Source organism: Salinigranum salinum, from assembly GCF_009176545.1.
Lineage (GTDB): Archaea > Halobacteriota > Halobacteria > Halobacteriales > Haloferacaceae > Salinigranum > Salinigranum salinum.
Genome location: NZ_VTOJ01000001.1, coordinates 602,858 through 616,831, shown reverse-complemented (window position 1 = coordinate 616,831; position 13,974 = coordinate 602,858). Strand labels below are relative to the sequence as shown.

Annotated in this window: 17 protein-coding genes and 1 pseudogene; 12 read left to right on the top strand and 6 right to left on the bottom strand. The window is 68.6% G+C overall.

Features of this window, described 5'->3' with window-relative positions:
• Positions 1-46: 46 nt before the first annotated feature.
• From FZP69_RS02925 to FZP69_RS02910, 5 genes and pseudogenes are all read right to left on the bottom strand, one after another.
• Entirely contained in the window at positions 47-712 is a 666-nt protein-coding gene (locus FZP69_RS02925) for a molybdenum cofactor guanylyltransferase (protein ID WP_152039881.1), read from the bottom strand.
• Between the two features lie 193 nt (positions 713-905).
• Positions 906-1,037 (bottom strand): hypothetical protein, encoded by a 132-nt coding sequence (locus FZP69_RS23195; RefSeq protein ID WP_275689334.1) that lies wholly within the window; start codon positions 1,035-1,037, stop codon positions 906-908.
• Between the two features lie 290 nt (positions 1,038-1,327).
• Positions 1,328-1,633, bottom strand: a pseudogene (locus tag FZP69_RS23355) (ferredoxin--nitrite reductase); the annotation flags it as partial.
• Between the two features lie 212 nt (positions 1,634-1,845).
• Complete coding sequence (locus FZP69_RS02915; protein ID WP_152039879.1) at positions 1,846-2,106, bottom strand: hypothetical protein; 261 nt, start codon at positions 2,104-2,106, stop codon at positions 1,846-1,848.
• Entirely contained in the window at positions 2,103-2,360 is a 258-nt protein-coding gene (locus FZP69_RS02910) for a hypothetical protein (protein WP_152039878.1), read from the bottom strand. Before FZP69_RS02910 ends, FZP69_RS02915 begins: the two co-directional genes overlap by 4 nt.
• Positions 2,361-2,732: 372 nt before the next feature.
• On the opposite strand from FZP69_RS02910, the gene FZP69_RS02905 reads away from it, so the two are divergent.
• The 5 genes from FZP69_RS02905 to FZP69_RS02890 all read left to right on the top strand — a co-directional run bounded on the left by FZP69_RS02905 (position 2,733) and on the right by FZP69_RS02890 (position 7,650).
• Entirely contained in the window at positions 2,733-4,103 is a 1,371-nt protein-coding gene (locus FZP69_RS02905; protein WP_152039877.1) for an ATP-binding protein, read from the top strand.
• A 99-nt stretch (positions 4,104-4,202) separates the two neighbouring features.
• The gene (locus FZP69_RS02900; RefSeq protein ID WP_152039876.1) at positions 4,203-4,892 is read left to right on the top strand and encodes a hypothetical protein; all 690 of its coding nucleotides are present in this window, start codon (positions 4,203-4,205) and stop codon (positions 4,890-4,892) included.
• 64 nt (positions 4,893-4,956) lie between these two features.
• The gene (locus FZP69_RS02895) at positions 4,957-5,781 is read left to right on the top strand and encodes an MBL fold metallo-hydrolase (RefSeq protein ID WP_152039875.1); all 825 of its coding nucleotides are present in this window, start codon (positions 4,957-4,959) and stop codon (positions 5,779-5,781) included.
• Between the two features lie 119 nt (positions 5,782-5,900).
• Positions 5,901-6,047 (top strand): hypothetical protein, encoded by a 147-nt coding sequence (locus FZP69_RS22320; RefSeq protein WP_192918437.1) that lies wholly within the window; start codon positions 5,901-5,903, stop codon positions 6,045-6,047.
• Between the two features lie 172 nt (positions 6,048-6,219).
• Positions 6,220-7,650 carry an amidase gene (locus FZP69_RS02890; protein ID WP_152039874.1) on the top strand — a complete coding sequence of 477 codons (1,431 nt, stop codon included), beginning with the start codon at positions 6,220-6,222 and terminating at the stop codon, positions 7,648-7,650.
• A gap of 13 nt (positions 7,651-7,663) precedes the next feature.
• Here the strand turns inward: FZP69_RS02890 and FZP69_RS02885 are convergent, their stop codons facing one another.
• Positions 7,664-8,623 carry a DUF5787 family protein gene (locus FZP69_RS02885; RefSeq protein WP_240137436.1) on the bottom strand — a complete coding sequence of 320 codons (960 nt, stop codon included), beginning with the start codon at positions 8,621-8,623 and terminating at the stop codon, positions 7,664-7,666.
• Between the two features lie 211 nt (positions 8,624-8,834).
• On the opposite strand from FZP69_RS02885, the gene FZP69_RS02880 reads away from it, so the two are divergent.
• The 7 genes from FZP69_RS02880 (at position 8,835) to FZP69_RS02850 (ending at position 13,927) form a co-directional block, all read left to right on the top strand.
• A complete protein-coding gene (locus tag FZP69_RS02880) occupies positions 8,835-10,073 on the top strand; it encodes a translation initiation factor IF-2 subunit gamma (protein WP_152039872.1) in 1,239 nt (412 codons plus the stop codon).
• A gap of 15 nt (positions 10,074-10,088) precedes the next feature.
• The gene (locus FZP69_RS02875; RefSeq protein WP_152041491.1) at positions 10,089-10,484 is read left to right on the top strand and encodes a PIN domain-containing protein; all 396 of its coding nucleotides are present in this window, start codon (positions 10,089-10,091) and stop codon (positions 10,482-10,484) included.
• Positions 10,485-10,504: 20 nt separating this feature from the next.
• A complete protein-coding gene (locus tag FZP69_RS02870) occupies positions 10,505-11,074 on the top strand; it encodes a DNA-directed RNA polymerase (RefSeq protein WP_152039871.1) in 570 nt (189 codons plus the stop codon).
• On the top strand, positions 11,074-11,271 hold the full coding sequence (gene spt4, locus FZP69_RS02865; protein ID WP_152039870.1) for a transcription elongation factor subunit Spt4: 198 nt from the start codon (positions 11,074-11,076) through the stop codon (positions 11,269-11,271). Before FZP69_RS02870 ends, spt4 begins: the two co-directional genes overlap by 1 nt.
• A 24-nt stretch (positions 11,272-11,295) precedes the next feature.
• A complete protein-coding gene (locus tag FZP69_RS02860) occupies positions 11,296-11,871 on the top strand; it encodes a GTP-dependent dephospho-CoA kinase family protein (RefSeq protein ID WP_152039869.1) in 576 nt (191 codons plus the stop codon).
• A gap of 109 nt (positions 11,872-11,980) precedes the next feature.
• Positions 11,981-12,295 carry a 30S ribosomal protein S24e gene (locus FZP69_RS02855; RefSeq protein WP_152039868.1) on the top strand — a complete coding sequence of 105 codons (315 nt, stop codon included), beginning with the start codon at positions 11,981-11,983 and terminating at the stop codon, positions 12,293-12,295.
• A gap of 12 nt (positions 12,296-12,307) precedes the next feature.
• Complete coding sequence (locus FZP69_RS02850) at positions 12,308-13,927, top strand: bifunctional N(6)-L-threonylcarbamoyladenine synthase/serine/threonine protein kinase (RefSeq protein ID WP_152039867.1); 1,620 nt, start codon at positions 12,308-12,310, stop codon at positions 13,925-13,927.
• Positions 13,928-13,974: the final 47 nt, after the last annotated feature.

The following is a 13,974-nucleotide window of genomic DNA, read 5'->3' as shown; positions in this document are numbered from 1 at the left end:
GTGTCGCGTGTCGGTCACGATCGGGCTGGGCAATCGACCGGTCGACTCAGTCCGTCGAGCGTTCCAGCCGTGAGCGCCCGTCCGCGTCGGACGAACGCGCGAGCGTCGCCTCGGCGACCGCGAGGGCCGCGGGGGTGTCGACGTCGAGGAAGGCCGTGGGGTCGGCGTACGCTCGGACGTCGCGCTCGGGGACGACGACGGGCGAGAGCGCCGTGACGACGTCGTCGAGCGTCGGCTGTCCCCGCCCGACGGCCTCCGAACAGGCGGCGACACCGGCGCGGACGTGCATCGCCGCCGGCAGGGGTCGGACGCTTCCCTCGACGGTCGGGACGGCACCGCTGGCGTGTCGGGCGCGTGTGCGGAGGTGGGCGAGGAGGCTCGACGGGACGAGCGGCGTGTCACAGGGGACGACGACCGCCAGGGCACGCTCGGTCGCCCGGAGGGCCGTCCGGAGCCCTACCACGGGACCGCGGTCGGCGATCGGATCGACGGCGACGGTCACCTCGCGGGGCGACAGGGCAGCTCGAAGCGCCGACTCCTGGTCCGGACGACAGTTCACGACAACCTCGTCGACGACCGGGACGAGCGCGCCGACGACGTGGCCGATCATCGGCATCCCGCCGATGGGCACCGTCGCCTTGTCGGTGCCGCCGAACCGCCGCGACCGGCCGCCGGCGAGGACGACCCCCGCGCACCCGGTGTCCGGCTTCATCGTCGGAACCGGCCGAACGAGCCAGCCGTAACGATCTCCGAGGCGCGAGCCCCCCGACCGGATGGCCGGGAGAACCGACGGGACGGAACGGGGTACCGACGGGTGAGAGGGCGGGGCGCGAACCGTCGGGGACGGAGGGGCGTGGACGGTGTCGGCAGCGCCGTCCGTGGCTGTGACGGCGTCGACGGCGTCGTCACCGGCCGCCCCCGAACAGTTCCGGTGCCACGTCGGCCGTGGCGTGCTGTCGGCGGCCACCCGCTCGGGGGTCGGCCTCGGGTTCGAGATCGGTCTCGGGCTCCGTCGTGGTGGATTCCGGTTCGGCCATCGTCGTCAGTCGCCGGCTGCGACGTCGGCCGTCTCGGTCTCGCTCTCGTCGGCGAAGGGGTACCACGACTGTTTCGCGTCGCCCATGTACGGCTCCTCGTACGTCGCCTCCTCGGGTTCGCAGAGGTCGACGAGCGCCTCGGTACCCGTCTCGTCGCACCACTCGCGGAACGTCTGTCCCTCGACGGCCGTGTCGTCACCAGAAGCGTCCGCTTCTGGTTGGCTCACGGAAGCCTGGCCTCCGTGAACGTCTCCGTTCCGTCGTTCCGGAGGAACGACGCGCTCCGCGCAGTGGGCGGCGAACGCCTCGATCAGGTTCCGGAGCGCGCCGGACATCTCGTCGGCCGGGACGCGCTGTCGGAGCCACTCGACGAACGACGGTTCCTCGCCGAGGCCGCCGCCGACGCGGATATTGAACCCCAGAACCTCGTCACCGTCGACCGTCCTGGATGGGGGTTCGAGCGCCACGTCGTTGATCGCGTCCTGTGCGGAGCCGTCGGGGATACCCGTCACGCTGCTGTCGAACTTCCGCGACGTGCTTGCTAACGAGTCGTCCGCGTACAGTTCCTCTTTCCAGTCTTCCTTCTCGTGTGCCATGGTAGTGCGTCGTGTGAGGTGTGTGTTCGTGTACGTGAGAGGCCGTTCGAGTGCTGATTCGCGTACGTTCGACGTCTAATCGTGCGTCGATAGACACATATAGAGTTAATCGTTGAAAATATGCAATTGTGCTGTCCGAAATCGAGCAGTCGGTCGGTGTATAACCGAATACTGTGGATATAAGGTGCCCGAACGCACTGTTTTCGATCCGGTTATCGACGGTTCGGTCGACTCGCTTCTCCCTCGTTCGGTTCCTCGCATCGCTCTGATCGAGCGGCCGCGCGCGCGAGAACCACGTCGACACGCGCGAGATCGGCGCGGCTGTCGACATCGACGAGTCGGTCGACGCCGACGCTGGCACGAACGGCGCGTTCGGGAATCACGACGGGCGAGAGCGCCGCGACGACGTCGTCGAACTGTCCGCCAGCGGCGAGCACCTCGGAGCGGGCACCGACCGCCGCCCGGACGTTCACCGCGGCCGGGAGCGGACACCCGTGTTGTAGCCGTCCGCCTCCCGTCCGGTAGTGAGGACGAGCGGGTAGTCGTCGTCGGTCGGTTCGGGGAGCTTCTCGACGGATCGCGTCGAGAACCGCGCCCGTCCCGAGGGAGTGTGGAACGACCACGTGCCGCTCGCCGCGGTGTCGCCGGTGTCGCCGCGGACCGTGTCGAGCCCGTAGCCGCCGTCGGCACCCTGGTGGACGTGCCCGCAGCCGACGGCACATCGCATGCACGTCGTCGGAACGGGGTCAGCCACGACCGACTACCTCTGTACGATCTCGGAGGGTACGGAGCGGATCGTTCATTTTCCGTCCGGATCCGTGTCGGTCCGTTTCATGCACTCGGCCAGACCTGCATCAGCGAAGCGTGATAACGCTACCCGTTGTAGACGTAAAGTTATACGCCATTACAGTGGAATGTCGGTATGTTTTGTAGCACGATGTGAGGAAGTGAGACACCTAATCGCGCATCGGTCTCCGAGACGACCACACGGACGTCCCGTTCACGTCGAGAAATAGTGTCAGGCGTGGTGACGTTCGTCGACCCCGCGGCCCGACGTCCTTCGACGGTCTTATGCGCCTGTGGTAGCAACGAAGAACGGATGAGTGACTGGGCTCTCGACGTGGTTGAGTTCCTTCTGACTGCCCACATCTACAGCGAGAACCGGCAGCTGGACGAGAACGACCTGCCACCGCGGTATCGGCGCGTGTTCTGGGCGGAGTCCGACGACGAGGACGAGATCGGCGGGGTCGAACGCCCGCTGGTCGCGACCGAGAAGACGACGCGACAGGCGACGGGTGTCGACGACCCCTGGGACGCGATTTCGGACCTCATGTTCACCCAGAAGGAGGAGTTCTCCGGGCGACTCTCGCTCACACAGCCGGAGATGGCGCTCGACTGGCTGGTCGAACGGGGCGACCGGGAGCGGTTCGCGACGAATCCAGCGCTGGCCGCCGCGATCGAGGAACACGACGACCACGACGTCGGCGTGACCCACGAGGAGGCGCGCGACTCCAACCGACCGATCCAGGCCGACCGGGTGTGGATCGACAGCCTCCTCGAGTCGTACTTCGACGAGGAGGAGGACGCCGAGATGCTCGATCTGGTCTCGGTCCGGGCGCCCGAGGAGATCGAGATGACGCTCGACGACCTCGTCCTGACCGAGGACCAGGAGGGCGAGATCGAGAAGATCGTCAAGGCGATCGAGCACCGCGACTACCTCGCACAGATCGGCCTCCGCGAGATCGGGAAGCTGCTGTTCGTCGGGCCGCCCGGCACGGGGAAGACCACGGTGTCGCGGGCGCTCGCACACGAACTCGGCCTCCCGTTCGTCGAAGTCAAACTGTCGATGATCACGAGCCAGTACCTCGGCGAGACGGCCAAAAACGTCGACAAGACGTTCGAGGTGGCTCGGCGGTTGTCCCCCTGCATCCTCTTCATCGACGAGTTCGACTCCGTCGCCAAGACACGGCGGTCGGACGAACACGCCGCGCTCAAGCGCGCGGTCAACACGCTCCTCAAATGCATCGACGAGATCTCGCTCATCCGCGACGACGTGCTCCTCATCGGCGCGACGAACCACCCCGACCAGCTCGACTCGGCGGCGTGGCGTCGGTTCGACGAGATCGTCAACTTCCCGAAGCCCGACTACCAGATGCGCGCGGACATCCTCCGCATCGTCACCCGGCGGATGGACATCGCGGAGTTCGATCCCGAATCCGTCGCGGAGAAGACCGAGGGGCTCACCGGGAGCGACCTCCGGCTGGTCCTTCGCGAGGCCGTCCTCGAAGCCCTGACCGAGGAGCGGATGATGCTCACCCAGCAGGACATCCTCGACGCCGTCGCCGACTTCGAAGAGCGTGACAACCTGAAGAACATGGACATGATCGACGGCGACCAGGAGACGCTGGTCGCCGGCGACGGCGGCTCCTCGTCCGCGGACGGACACGACCACTCGCACAGTCACGACTGACGGCCACGGCCGACGTCACGGGTTTCGAACCCGGCAGAGACCGTCTCACCGAGGGACACCGGAAAGACACTTACCCATCGCGAGGCAGTGGTTCGACGGATGCCCGCCACCACCCGACGGACGGTCCTCGGAGCAGCCAGTGTCGCCGTCGCGACCCTGGCCGGCTGTCTCGGTACGGAGACCGTCGATCCACCCGTCGCAGAACGACGGGAGTCGACGACGACCGCCGCGGCGAGCACGACAGCCACGGAACGAGAGCCAGTGGAACGGGACGACCCGGCGACACCCGAACCCACCCGTCCACGGGGTGCGCCGATATCGGTCCGCGAGCGGTTCACCGATGGCGACTCGTACACCTACCTCGAAGATCGGAACGTGGTCCGGTACGTCTCGGCGTATCGCCACGCGAACCGCGAGGCCGTCGAGAACGGCTCCGCATCCGAGCGAGAGCCGGTGTACGACACGATGTCGTTCGAGCGGTGGGGTGAGGTTCGGTGTGCGAGCACGGCAGCGAACGCGGTCGGGGAGACGACAGCCGAGCGACTCGGGCACGAGGAACTGGACGCCTCCGTCCGCGTCGGATCACGCGGAGGCGTGCTCGCCGTCGTCGTCGCGCGGACCGTCACCTACGACCGACAGGGGAACCGGATCTCGGCGACCGAGGTTCCCTTCGACGACCTCGTGGCTGCGGCCCCGCGACGGGTCGACGCGACCGTCTCGCTCGCGGGGCGCGAGTACGACACGACGGTTCCCGTGTGGGCGACGTATTTCGAGCAGTGGCAGCAGTGACGACGGGACGAGGTCGTACCGCTTCGCCCAGGCTTATACGCCGTCGTCCCCTGCCTCCGGGTAGATGCGGGTCACGCTCCTCGGCACCGGCGACACCACCGGCACCCCGACCGTCGGCTGCGACTGCGACACCTGCGCCCGTGCCCGCGACCTCGGGGTCGAACGCTCGCGCTTCTCGGTCCACGTCGAGAACCCTCGGACGGGTGAGAGCCTCCTCGTCGACCTCAGCCCCGACTTCCGCCACCAGTTCCTCACCTGGGACGCGCCGCTCCCCGACGAGGCGGTCGTGACGCACATCCACTTCGACCACCTCGACGGCCTCGGCAACGCCTACCGCCTCTTCGACGATCTCCCGGTGCACGCGGCGAACGAGATCGATCCCCGGACGGGGGAGTCCGTGGCCGACACCATCCGGCGCAAGTATGACTACCTCGACCGCATCACCGTCGTCGATCACGACCCGTTCGAGCGGTTCTCGGCCTGTGGGCTGGACTGTACGCTCGTGCCGGTCGACCACCCACCGCTCGTCTGCTACGGGCTCGTCGTCGAGGACCCCGAGACGGGGGCGAAGCTCGCCCTGACGGGGGACACGAGCTACGGGGTCCCCGACGACTCCCGGTCGAGACTGGCGGATCCGGACCTCCTGCTGGCGGACGCCATCGTCCCCGCCTCGCTCTGCGACTACCACCCCCTCGGCGGCAAGCACGAAGACGACGAGGGCGTCCCCCGGACGTTCGGCACGAAACACATGACCCGCGAGGGGGCGCTCGACCTCGCCCGGGAGCTGGGCGCGCGGGAGACGCGGCTCGTCCACACGGCTCACTTCTACCCCGCGGACGAGGCGTTCGAAGAGCCGCTGGCCGTGGACGGCGAGCAGTACGACCTCTGACCGGTCCGGCCCAGGTAGCGATCCGTTGTGACCTCTTTCGATACCGAACCGGTAATTTTTATAGTCTAATTCGAACGATGCGCTTATTATTTCGCGTGGCGTACTGTCGTCGACCAGCCATGAGCGTGTTCGAAGGTGTACGGACGATGCTGGGGATCGCACGCGAAGAACTCTACCACTGCTGGGACTGCGACGCGACGTACCGGCCCCGGGGGTCGGCCGTCGAGTGCGATGACTGTGGATCGGCGGATCTCAGAGCCTTCTGAGGCCGTCCCGCGCGACGAGCCGGGTGGCAGTTCCGCACGCGCTGTTCCACGGTGTCGGGGTGCGCGGAACGACGACGCTCCGCGACGCCGACCGTTCCGTCGTGCCGACGACGAGTCGGACCACGGTCGGCACAACAGTTAATTGAGTGACAGCTGTACGCCGAAACCAGCTATGACACGCGACAGCGCCGAGGCGATCCGGACGGCGGCAGACAGCTACGGGATCGACCTCGGCGACGAGGCGGTCGACGAGTACGCGGCCGAGCTGGAGGCGACGAGCGACCTGTTCGAGACGCTCGGCGCCGCCGATCCCGACGACGAGCCCGCGACCGACGTGCGCGAGGGCGACGATCCGCACGACGCGTTCCGGTACACGTTCTCGCTCTCGCGGGGAGAGGGACCGCTCTCGGAGTACCGCCTCGGCGTGAAGGACAACCTCGCCGTCGCCGGCGTCCCGATGACCTGTGGATCGGCGGCCCTGTCGTACACGCCGACGTACCACGCGACGGTCGTCACGCGGCTCCTCGACGCCGGTGGCGACCTCCGGGCGACGACCAACATGGACGAGTTCGCCTACTTCACGACCGGCGAGACCTGCGCACACGGCCCGGTCGAGAACCCCGCCGCCGAGGGCGCGGTGCCGGGTGGCTCTTCGAGCGGGAGCGGTGCGGCCGTCGCCGCGGGGACGCTCGACGCCGCGCTCGGGAGCGACACGGGCGGGAGCGTCCGCATCCCCGCGTCGTACTGCGGCGTCGTCGGCCTGAAGCCGACACACAGGTCGGTGCCGCGGTTCGGATTCGTCGACCTCGCCCCCTCGCTCGACCACGTCGGCGTCCTGGCGGAGTCGGTCGCGCTGGCGGGAGCGGTGTTCGAGACGATCGCCGGCCCGGACCGGCGCGACCCCTCGACGCTGGGGATGCCGACACCCGAGGTGAGCGTCCCGGACGTCGTCGACACCGACCGAATCGGCGTCGTCGAGGAGGCGATGGCCAGTGCCGACGACGCGGTCGAGGCACGGATCGACGCCGTCGTCGAGACGCTCACCGACGCCGGGGTCGTGGTCGACCGGATCTCGCTCCCGACGTTCGAGGCGACGCCGCTGGCGTTGCTGGCGACGGCCAGCGTCGAGTTCGCCCGTCTCCTCGCCGACGACGGGCAGGTGTACGGCACCGGGACGGGGTACAGCGAGGGCCTCCGGGCGGCGCTGGCCGACCTCCCGATGGATCGCGTCGGGGAGAACGTCTCCGACCAGCTACTCGTGGGCGGTGGACTCCTCGAATCGTCGGGCGGGCGTCACTACGTGGCCGCACAGCGCGTCCGCGAGGCGTTCACCCGCGAGGTCGACGAGGCGCTCGCGGCGTGTGACGCGCTCGTCCTCCCGACGACACCGACGACCGCGCCCGACTTCGGGAGCGTCACCGACGACGAGGCCTTCGTCAGGACGATCTCACACACGGCCCCGTTCAACTTCACGGGAAACCCGGCGCTGTCGGTCCCCTGTGGGACGGTCGACGGCCGACCCGTCGGCTGTCAGTTCGTCACCGACCGGGGCGACGAGTCGACCGCGCTCGCGCTCGGGGCGGTCGTCGAGCGATCGTCGTGACGACCGCGACCACTCACGAGAAGCGGTCGAGGCCGGTCTGTCGACGCACGACACCGGTGGGGTCGGCCACCCACGGCGTCCGGTCGTCGCGGAACGACGCGCGGTCGAACGTCGGGCGGTCGGCCCCGGTGAAGGACGGGCAGCCGTCACCGCACTCGGCGGCAGGGTGGACCACGCGGTCGAACTGCTCGCAGTACGGCCGGCCGTCGTCGGTCACCGTCGCGTGGACACAGCCCGGTGGATCGGGTCGCCACCCCTTGCCGTACGCCCGTTCCGCGATACGCCGTCTGATCCGGGCCTTCTCCGCGGCCGGAACGAGTGCGACGTCGGTGCGGAGCGGCCGGGAGTCGACGGGTTCGACGCCCGTCTCGTCGACCGGGAGGCGGGTCGGCTGACGGACGACCGTTGTGTCGCCCTCATCGGGATCGAACCGCCAGACGCCCACCTGCTCCGGCAGGCGGTTCAGGTGTGCGCGCGTGACGTAGCTCTCCGTGGCGAGGACCACCTCGTCGAACAGCGCGAGGCTCGCGTCCGTTCTGAGCTGGGATTCGAGGTCGCCGGGCGAGCCGAGGTCGGGCTTGTTCTCGATTCCCACGAGCGAGGAGAACCAGTCGTCGGGGTACCTGGTCGCGCGACGGACGAGCCGACGTCCGCCGCGCTGGTCGGCCTCGAAGAACCCCACGTCGACGGCGGCGTCGGCCACGCGCCGGGCGACGTCCGCCGAGCAGTCGAAGGCCCGTTCGGGCCGGACGGGAGCGCCGACGCCGACGTCGCTCTCGATGGCGAGCGGTGGGATGGTGTCGGCGGTGATGGCGGCTCGACGGTCGAACCCCGGGCCGGGGACGACGCCGACGACGTCGACGACCCGACCACCGGGAGCCGCCACGCTGCCCCCCAGCTGACGCGAGACGATCCAGTCGGTCTCCCGTTCGAGGCACGAACAGAGCGCGAGTTCGAAGGCGTACTCCCGCACGCTCGACCCTCGGCGCTCGACGAGCAAAACGACACCGGCCGGGACAGACGGCGGTGTCGGGGGAGAACCGACGCACGAGCCGCGACGGCGCGTGGGTGGTCGACGGAGCGGTCGACGGCACACCGTCACCCCGACACACGCGGGCGGCGAGAACAGCACCTTTATCAGTCGTTCAGGGCGAAACTTCCCCAAGATTACTCTCAGGAGGTCAATGGTGACGGATACAACACAACAACCGGAGGTGAACATCGGACTCGTCGGCCACGTGGACCACGGGAAGACGACGCTGGTCCAGGCCCTGTCGGGGTCGTGGACCGACCAGCACTCGGAGGAGATGAAGCGCGGGATCTCCATCCGACTGGGTTACGCGGACGCGACGTTCCGCCAGTGTCCGGGGGTCGACGCGCCCGAATGTTACACCGTAGAGGAAGAGTGCGAGGACGGCTCGACGAGCGAGATCTTGCGCACGGTGTCGTTCGTCGACGCACCGGGCCACGAGACGCTGATGGCGACGATGCTGTCGGGCGCGGCGCTGATGGACGGCGCCGTCCTGGTGGTGTCGGCGACCGAGCAGGTGCCGCAGGCACAGACCGAAGAACACCTGATGGCGCTGGACATCATCGGCATCGACAACATCGTCATCGCGCAGAACAAGATCGACCTCGTCGACCGCGACCGCGCGGTCGCGAACTACGAACAGATCCAGGAGTTCGTCGAGGGGACCGTCGCCGAGGACGCACCCATCGTGCCGATCAGCGCGGGACAGGAGATCAACATGGACCTCCTCATCGACGCTATCGAGCGGGAGATCCCCACGCCCGAGCGCGACGCGACCGAGGACGCCCGGATGTTCGTCGCACGGAGCTTCGACATCAACCGCCCGGGGACGACGTGGGAGAACCTCACGGGAGGCGTGATCGGCGGCAGCCTCGTCGAGGGCGAGCTCTCCGTGAACGACGAGATCGAACTCCGTCCCGGCCGCGAGGTCGACGAGGGCGGCCAGTCGGAGTGGCGCCCCATCGAGACGACGGTACGGTCGCTCCAGGCCGGCGGGACGCAGCTCGACACGGTCCGACCCGGTGGGCTGCTCGGCGTCGGGACGGGACTCGATCCCGCACTGACGAAGGGGGACGCGCTCGCCGGGCAGGTCGCCGGCGAACCCGGGACGCTCCCGCCGACCCGCGAGTCGTTCACCATGGACGTCGACCTCCTCGACCGCGTCGTCGGGGCCGACGGGACGGGCGACGAGGTCGAGGAGATCTCGACCGGCGAGCCGCTGATGCTGACCGTCGGCACCGCGACCACCGTGGGAGCCGTGACGAGCGCGCGCGCCGGCGAGTGCGAGGTGAACCTCAAGCGGCCGGTGTGTGCCGAATCGGGCGCGAAGATCGCCATCAACCGACGGGTGGGCGCGCGCTGGCGCCTCATCGGCATCGGGACGCTCAAATAAGTGACGACGGTCGTGCTGGACACCAACGCGCTCATGATGCCGGTCGAACGTAACGTCCGCGTCTTCGACGAGCTCGCCCGCCTGCTCGGCGAGCCCGTCGGGACCGACGGGTCGACCGTCGAGCTGGTCGTCCCGCGCGCCGTCGTCGCCGAACTGGAGAAACTCGCAGCGGGCGCGGGCGAGGAGGGAGTCGCCGCGAGCGTCGGGCGCGACCTCGTGGATCGATGTCGGATCGCCGACACCGACGCCACCTACGCCGACGACGCGGTCGTCGAACTCGCCGTCTCCCCCGAGCACGACTGCGACTACGTCGTCACGGACGACAGCCCCCTCCGGGACCGACTGCTCGACCGGAACGTGCCGGTCGTCGGCGTCCGGGGCCGCAACACACTTGCGATTACGGAACCGTAGCAGGAACTCAACGATAACGCATGTACAAACGGGTACGACTCAAAGACACGGTCGAAGTGCCGCCCCGCCATCTGGCAGACGTCACTCCCCAGCGGGTGAAACGGCTGCTCCAGGACAAACTCGAGGGACGGATGGACGAGGACGTCGGCAGCGTCGTCAGCGTCAGCAAGGTGCACGACATCGGGGAAGGCTCTGTGCTCCCGGGTCGTCCGGGCGTCTACTACGAGGCCGACTTCGACGCCATCACCTTCGATCCGCAGATGCAGGAGGTCGTCGACGGAAACGTCGTCGAGGTCGTCGAGTTCGGCGCGTTCGTCGGGATCGGTCCCGTCGACGGGCTGCTCCACGTCTCACAGATCTCCAACGAATACCTCGCCTACGACGGCGAGAACCAGCAGCTCGCCTCCACCGAGTCGAACCAGACGCTCGGCGTCGGCGACTCCGTCCGGGTACGGATCGTCACCAAGAGCATCGACGAGCGCAACCCGCGCGACTCGAAGATCGGGCTCACGGCCAAACAGCCCGGGCTCGGCAAACACGGCTGGCTCGAGGCCAAGCGTCAGGAGAGCGAAGCGGAGGCCGGTGACTGATGGCGAAGAAACGGCTCGCCTGTCGGGAGTGTCACCACATCAACGAGCCGAACAACCAGACCTGTGACCTCTGTGGCTCCTCCTCGCTGACCGAGGACTGGGCGGGGTACGTCTACATCACCCACCCCGAAGAGAGCGAGATCGCCGAGGAGATGAACGTCAGCGAACCCGGCGGTTACGCGCTGAAGGTCCGCTGATCGCTGGGGAGATCGAAACGGGCTATGCTTCGGCTCCCACGACCGCTCCGGAGCGCGTTCAAAGAACCGTTCGGCACCGTCTACACCGACACCGAGGGCCTGCTCGACGCGGCCGGCCGTCCCGTGATCGCCGTCGGCGACGTCGTCACCGCACACCTCCTTCGTGCCGGAACGACGCCCGACGTCGCCGTCGTCGACGGACGGACCAAACGCGAAGCCGTCTCCACGGAGACGGCGTCGGCGCTCGAGGCGCTTCCCGAGGGGAAGACCGTCACGAACCCCGCCGGTGAGCTCTCCGAGGCGCTGCTTCGGGCGCTCCGCGAGGCCGTCGACGCGGCCGAACCACGAGTGCTCGACGTCGACGGCGAGGAGGACCTCGCCACGCTCCCGGCGGTCGTCGTCGCGCCCGACGGTGCGAGCGTCGTCTACGGCCAGCCCGACGAGGGGATGGTGCTCGTCCGGGTCACGCCCGAGACACGGGCGGAGATGGTCGAACTGTTGACGCAGTTCGAGGGGGACGCGGACGCGGCGCTGTCGCTCCTCGGCCACGCGCGAGCGGACGCCGACCACGACACCGACGACGGAGACGACGCCGAATGACCCGCGTCCGACCGGCCATCGCGGGCGAACCGGCTGCCACGTGGAGTACGACCGTCACGTCCTTCGAAATCCTTTTCATCGCATCGAAGAGAAGTAGAGGTAACTGACTATGGAGATCGACATTATCGACGAGGACGAGAACCCGATGTTGCACAGGACGGACGTTCGGTTCGAGGTCGTCCACGACGAGGCGACCCCCTCCCGGCTCTCCGTGCGCGACAGCCTCGCCGCCAAACTGAACAAGGACTCCGACGAGGTCGTCGTCCACACGCTCGACACCAAGTTCGGCATGCGCAAGACCGTGGGCTACGCGAAGGTGTACGACAGCCCCGAGTTCGCCCGCGACGTCGAACAGGAGTACATGCTCGAGCGCAACAAGATCACGAGCGGCGACGAGCCCGAAGTCGAGGCCGAAGAGGCCTGATTTCGCCCACAGGTGCGCGTCCTCGGCATCGAAGGGACGGCGTGGGCAGCGAGCGCCGCCGTCTTCGACGTCGAGGCCGACGACGTCTTCATCGAGTCGGACCCGTACGAACCGGACAGCGGCGGCATTCACCCGCGCGAGGCGGCCGAACACATGGGCGAGGCGATCCCTCGGGTCGTCGAACTGGCGCTCGACCGCGCCCGTGAGCTGGACGCCGGAGAACAGGGACCACCGGTCGACGCCGTCGCCTTCTCGCGGGGTCCCGGGCTCGGCCCCTGTCTGCGGATCGTCGGCACGGCGGCACGCGCGCTCGCCGGCGCGCTCGACGTGCCGCTCGTCGGCGTGAACCACATGGTCGCTCACCTGGAGATCGGTCGTCACGAGTCGGGATTCGACTCTCCGGTCTGTCTGAACGCCTCGGGCGCGAACGCGCACCTCCTCGGCTATCACAACGGTCGCTACCGGGTGCTGGGCGAGACGATGGACACCGGCGTGGGCAACGCGATCGACAAGTTCACCCGGCACGTCGGCTGGTCCCACCCGGGTGGGCCGAAGGTCGAGCAGGCGGCGCGGGAGGGGGAATATCTCGACCTCCCCTACGTCGTGAAGGGGATGGACTTCTCGTTCTCGGGGATCATGAGCGCCGCGAAGGACGCGTACGACGACGGTGCCGCAGTGGAAGACGTCTGTTGCGGCTTGCAGGAGACGGTCTTCGCGATGCTCACCGAAGTGTCGGAGCGGGCGCTCTCGCTGACCGGGACGGACGAACTCGTCCTCGGTGGCGGGGTCGGACAGAACGCTCGCCTCCGCGAGATGCTCGGCGCGATGTGTGACGCGCGCGGCGCGGAGTTCTACGCGCCCGACCCCCGGTTCCTCCGAGACAACGCGGGCATGATCGCCGTGCTCGGCGCGAAGATGTTCGCGGCAGACGACACGCTCGCGATCGAGGCGTCGGCGGTCGATCCGAACTTCCGGCCCGACGCGGTGCCGGTCACCTGGCGTGGCGGCGAGGAGTCGGTCGCGCGAGTGTCACACGACGGAGCTGAGGACGAGTCGGAGATCCGCGGCGCCGAGGCGACAGTGACGGTCGCCGACGACCTGGTCACGAAGCGACGCCTCCCGAAGGAGTATCGGCATCCGGTCCTTGACGCCCGACTGCGACGGGAGCGAACGACCGCCGAGGCACGGCTGCTGAGCGAGGCACGGCGGGTCGGCGTCCCGACGCCGCTCGTCCGCGACGTCGACCGTCGGGAAGCGACGCTGACGCTCCAGCGCGTGGGCGAGGCGGACCTGGCGGCGCGGCTCTCGACCGATGCCGTCGAACGGGTCGGCGAACACCTCGCGGCGCTCCACGGTGCCGGGATCGTCCACGGCGATCCGACGACGCGGAACGTCCGTGTCGGTCCCTCGAAGGTGTTCCTCGTCGACTTCGGTCTCGGGTTCCACACCGGACACGTCGAGGACCACGCCATGGATCTCCACGTGTTCGGCCAGAGCATCGAGGGGACCGCCGAGACGCCGGCACCGCTGCTCGACGCGTTCGAGACGGGCTATCTCGCCGCGGGCGGGGACGCGGCGCGGACGGTCGTCGACCGACTCCGCGAGGTCGAAGGGCGCGGACGGTACCAGTAGCGGGTCGCGTCCGTGACGCGGCAGGTGGGGGCGAACGGACGGTGCTC